This window comes from Erwinia sp. (assembly GCF_031978025.1).
GTDB lineage: Bacteria > Pseudomonadota > Gammaproteobacteria > Enterobacterales > Enterobacteriaceae > Erwinia.
The window spans coordinates 17,874-21,306 of the sequence record NZ_DALZCD010000040.1 but is presented as its reverse complement, the minus strand read 5'-3'; the positions used below and the strand labels follow the sequence as shown (position 1 = coordinate 21,306).

The following is a 3,433-nucleotide window of genomic DNA, read 5'->3' as shown; positions in this document are numbered from 1 at the left end:
TTTTTTCAGCAGCGCTGAAGGCGCAATGGTACAATCCCCGCCCGCTTTGGTTTGAAATTTGTCGGCGCGGCCGTGGTGCGTCTGGTGCTGGCGACCGTCTATAAGCAGGACTTCCAATATGAAAAATAATCCCCCCGTTACGCTTTCTCATAACCCTTTTGATGTGTTTGTCGTCGGCGCGCGCAAAGGGTTTCATATCGCCATTCATCATTTAATGCCTAACGTCATTATGGCTTACGTGATTGCCGAGATGCTTAACCGGCTGGGCGTGATGGCCCTTACAGGCAACGTTTTTGCGCCGGTAATGGGCCTGTTTGGCCTCCCGGGCGAAGCGGTAACCGTGCTGCTCACCGCGTGGCTTTCATCGTCAGCCGGAACCGGCGTGGCGGTAAGCCTGCTGGCCAAAGGCGTGCTGACCGGTGGCGATATTACCGTACTGGCGCCGGCCATTTTTCTGATGGGATCGCAGCTGCAATATATGGGTCGCCTGCTGGGCGTGACCGACGTGCCGAAAAAGCACTGGCCGTTGCTGATGCTGACCAGCATCCTGAACGCCGTTATCGCCATGCTGGTGATGCGCTTAATCGCTTAATGGAGAGCCTATCGTGCTGAAAGTTTTAGAGCATTACACCCTTTTGCATGACATCCCGGAACTGGGCTTTGAGGAAGTAAAAACCTCTGCTTATCTGAGCCTGCAGCTGAAAGCCGCCGGTTTTCAGGTGACGGAAAACGTTAACGGCACAACCGGTATCGTGGCCCTGCTCGACAGCGGTGAGCCAGGCCCAACGCTGGCATTACGCGCCGATATGGATGCGCTTGGGCATATCATCGATGGCAAACCCTGCGCGCGCCATACCTGCGGGCACGATGCCCATTCTTCCGTGGTGCTGACCGCCGCACAGGAATTAAAAGCGGAAAACGCGGTTAAACGAGGCCGCCTGAAGCTGATTTTTCAACCGGCGGAAGAGTTAGGGACCGGGGCGCTGGCTATGGTGGCAGGCGGCGCGGTTGATGACGTGGATATGCTGCTGGGCTTTCATCTTCGTCCGGCAGAAGAGTGCGCCGTCGGCACGGCTATTCCGGCCATGTATTACTCTGCATGCGTCACCCTTGAAGCCACGATCGGCGGCCAAACTGCCCATGCTGCACGACCGCACTTGGGGGTAAACGCGCTGGATGCCGCCGTGAACGCCGTGCAGGCCGTCAATGCCGTGCATATGGCGCCAGGGAAAAGCTGGAGCGCCAAGGCGACGCGCTTTTTATGCGATGCGGGCGTCACCAACTCCATACCCGATACGGCCCGCGTAGTGTTTGACCTGCGCGCAGCGGAAAACGAAGACATGACGCAGCTGCAGAGCCGGGTAGAAAGAGCGATAACGCACAGTGCAGCAGCCTACGGTGCTACCGCGAAAATTGAGGTACTGAAAGCGATGCCTGCTGCTGAAATCAATCAGGAGATGACCTCGCTGGTGGCAGAAGCCATCAGGGAGGTACTGGGCGAAGCAGCGCTGATGCCGGTACGCTCAACGCCAGGGAGTGAAGATTTCTTCCACTATGCCGTGCAGCGTCCGGCCATCAAAGCCGGTTTCTGGGGACTGGGCACCGGCCTGACGCCAGGTTTGCACCACCCCGATATGCGTTTTGATCTGAATGCGCTGCCGGTCGGCGTGAACATCTTTAAGGCCTGTGTCACCCGCATTTTGGGCTAGTTGGGTCAGCAGGCCGGCCATTCCTGACCGGCCTGCTTATTTAGTGCCCCTTCCGCGCGCGCTGCGTATCCCGGATGCGCTGCTTTTCTTCGTGCGCCATAAAACGCCAGGCGATAAAGCCGACAATGCCCACCACAAACAGGATCAGCGAAGCCAGCGCGTTGATCTCTGGGTTGACCCCGCGCCGTACGGTAGCGAAAATTTGCATCGGCAACGTAGTCGCACCCGGCCCGGTAACGAAGCTGGCAATCACCAAATCGTCCAGCGACAGCGTAAAGGCCAGCAGCCAGCCGGTGACAAGCGCAGGCGCAATCATCGGCACGGTAATCACGAAAAAGACCTTCAGCGGCGTGGCGCCCAGATCCATCGCTGCTTCCTCAATAGAACGATCCAGCTCTCGCAGTCGGGCGTTGATCACTACTGACACATAGGCCGTACAGAAGGTAACGTGCGCCAGCCAAATGGTCAGCATCCCGCGGTCGCCAGGCCAGCCAAAGGTATTGCCCATTGCCACGAACAGCAGCAGCAGCGATAGCCCGGTGATCACATCCGGCATTACCAACGGCGCGGTAAGCATAAAGGCAAAGCCGGTCGATCCCTTAAACCGGCCAAAGCGAACAATCGCGACTGCCGCCATCGTGCCCAAAATTACCGCTGCCGTTGCCGACAGTGCGGCGATGGTCAGGCTCAGCGTGACCGCGCTAATCATGGCATCGTCATGGAACAACACCTGGTACCAGTGCAGCGAAAAGCTTTCCCATGCGGCCAGCTGAGAGGCGTTAAAGGAATAAATCACCAGCAGCACCATCGGTGCGTACAGGAAGAAAAAGCAGACTATCAGGATTGCAATACGCCATGGAGAGCGCACGGTCGGCAGAGCACTCATGCTTTTTCCCCCAGCTCTTTGTTCTGATGTTTATGAAACCAGATGATAGGCAGGATCAGGATCAACAGGATGATCACGGCCAGCGCTGAGGCAACCGGCCAGTCACGATTATTAAAGAATTCCTGCCACAGCACGCGGCCAATCATGATGCTGTCCGGGCCGCCGAGCAGTTCCGGGATCACGTATTCGCCCACCGCCGGAATGAAAACCAGCATGGAACCGGCGATAATTCCGCCTTTGGTCAGCGGTACAATGACGCTAAAGAACGTTTTGAGTGGCCGAGCGCCTAAATCCAGCGAGGCCTCCACCAGCGAGTAGTCGATACGGGTAAGCGCGGTGTAGATGGGCAGCACCATAAAAGGCAGATAGCAGTAGACGATACCGATATAGACCGCCAGATTGGTATAAAGGATCGCTACCGGATGATCGGTAATACCGCTCCACATCAGAAAACGGTTCAGGACGCCATTGTCGTTAAGAATGCCCATCCAGGCATAAACGCGTACCAGAAAAGAGGTCCAGGAAGGCAGTATCACCAGCAGCAGCAAAATATTGCGGGTGGAAGGCGAACTGTACGCCACGGCCCACGCCAGCGGATAGCCGATAACCAAACAGGCTACGGTAGAAATAGCCGCCACCTGCAGCGAATGCAGATAGGCATCGATATAAAGCGGATCGTCCGTCAGCGTCAGATAATTGCCAAAATTAATTACCGCCGTCAGCTGGCCATCTGCCCAGCTGACCAGGTCCGTATAAGGCGGGATGGCCCGCGCAATATCGGCAAAGCTGATTTTCAGCACAATCAGAAACGGCAACAGGAACAGCAGCACCAGCCAGA

The 3,433-nt window shown here is 56.7% G+C and carries 4 protein-coding genes; 2 read left to right on the top strand and 2 right to left on the bottom strand.

Features of this window, described 5'->3' with window-relative positions; genetic code table 11:
• The first annotated feature begins 118 nt into the window (after positions 1-118).
• Together RTK32_RS05165 and RTK32_RS05160 are read left to right on the top strand one after the other, a co-directional pair.
• Positions 119-592, top strand: coding sequence for a YjiG family protein (locus RTK32_RS05165; RefSeq protein WP_312042417.1), 474 nt, complete (start codon positions 119-121; stop codon positions 590-592).
• A gap of 13 nt (positions 593-605) precedes the next feature.
• The gene (locus RTK32_RS05160) at positions 606-1,709 is read left to right on the top strand and encodes a M20 peptidase aminoacylase family protein (RefSeq protein WP_312042416.1); all 1,104 of its coding nucleotides are present in this window, start codon (positions 606-608) and stop codon (positions 1,707-1,709) included.
• Positions 1,710-1,749: 40 nt separating this feature from the next.
• Here the strand turns inward: RTK32_RS05160 and potI are convergent, their stop codons facing one another.
• Both potI and potH read right to left on the bottom strand, forming a co-directional pair.
• Complete coding sequence (gene potI / locus RTK32_RS05155; protein ID WP_312042415.1) at positions 1,750-2,595, bottom strand: putrescine ABC transporter permease PotI; 846 nt, start codon at positions 2,593-2,595, stop codon at positions 1,750-1,752.
• On the bottom strand, positions 2,592-3,433 hold an 842-nt coding region (potH, locus tag RTK32_RS05150; protein WP_312042414.1), incomplete at its 5' end, for a putrescine ABC transporter permease PotH. The genes potI and potH, both read right to left, overlap by 4 nt.

Bases quoted from the DNA above. Each gene is read 5' to 3' on its own strand.
- RTK32_RS05165 (WP_312042417.1), top strand. From the start codon at position 119: ATGAAAAATAATCCCCCCGTTACGCTTTCTCATAACCCTTTTGATGTG.
- potI (WP_312042415.1), bottom strand. From the start codon at position 2,595: ATGAGTGCTCTGCCGACCGTGCGCTCTCCATGGCGTATTGCAATCCTG.